This is a genomic window from Hahella sp. CCB-MM4 (assembly GCF_002260525.1).
GTDB lineage: Bacteria > Pseudomonadota > Gammaproteobacteria > Pseudomonadales > Oleiphilaceae > Hahella.
This window is the reverse complement of the sequence record NZ_MRYI01000146.1, coordinates 1-581: the sequence shown is the minus strand read 5'-3', so window position 1 is coordinate 581 and position 581 is coordinate 1. Positions and strand designations below refer to the sequence as shown.

The 581-nt window shown below is 66.4% G+C and carries 1 pseudogene; it reads right to left on the bottom strand.

Features of this window, described 5'->3' with window-relative positions:
• Positions 1 to 581, bottom strand: a pseudogene (locus tag BTA51_RS29765) (DUF1989 domain-containing protein); the annotation flags it as partial.

The following is a 581-nucleotide window of genomic DNA, read 5'->3' as shown; positions in this document are numbered from 1 at the left end:
CTTGTCCAGCTTGCGCGCGGCGAAACACTGGAAATCCGTACATTGGCGCCCATCCACATCGAGGATCTGGATGTAATCCCCCGCCTTGACGAAATAGGCCTCGGCGGTGGCGGAATGCACGCGGATGTCGCTGACGGGCTCTGCCAGCGGATCGGGCAGCTCGAAGCGGGCGATCTGCTTGATCACCGCGCGGCGCACCATCACCGTCAGCGGCGTGGCGGTATCCTGCATCTCGAAATCCATGATGCCGCCCGGCGCAGCGATGATTGCCACCCCTTCGCGCGTGGCGGTGAAGCTTTGGGCTGTTCCCGCGGGGGTCTGACTGTCAAACAGCGTGATGGCCTGGGCCTTGGACAGGTCGATGCCGCGCGCTTCCAATCCCAACCGCAGGCTGCGCAAAGAGGCATCGCCACTGGTGACCAGCGCCATCAGCCCCGTGGGCGCGGCATGGGCTGGCACGCCCAAAAGGCCGGGATCGCTGGCCCCCTTGGGATCGGCGCAGACGATCTCGCAGGGCTGGCCGCCCTCGGTGTTCTGCACCTCCAGCGTGTCGCCGGCCTCGAGCCGGATCAGGATCGCGC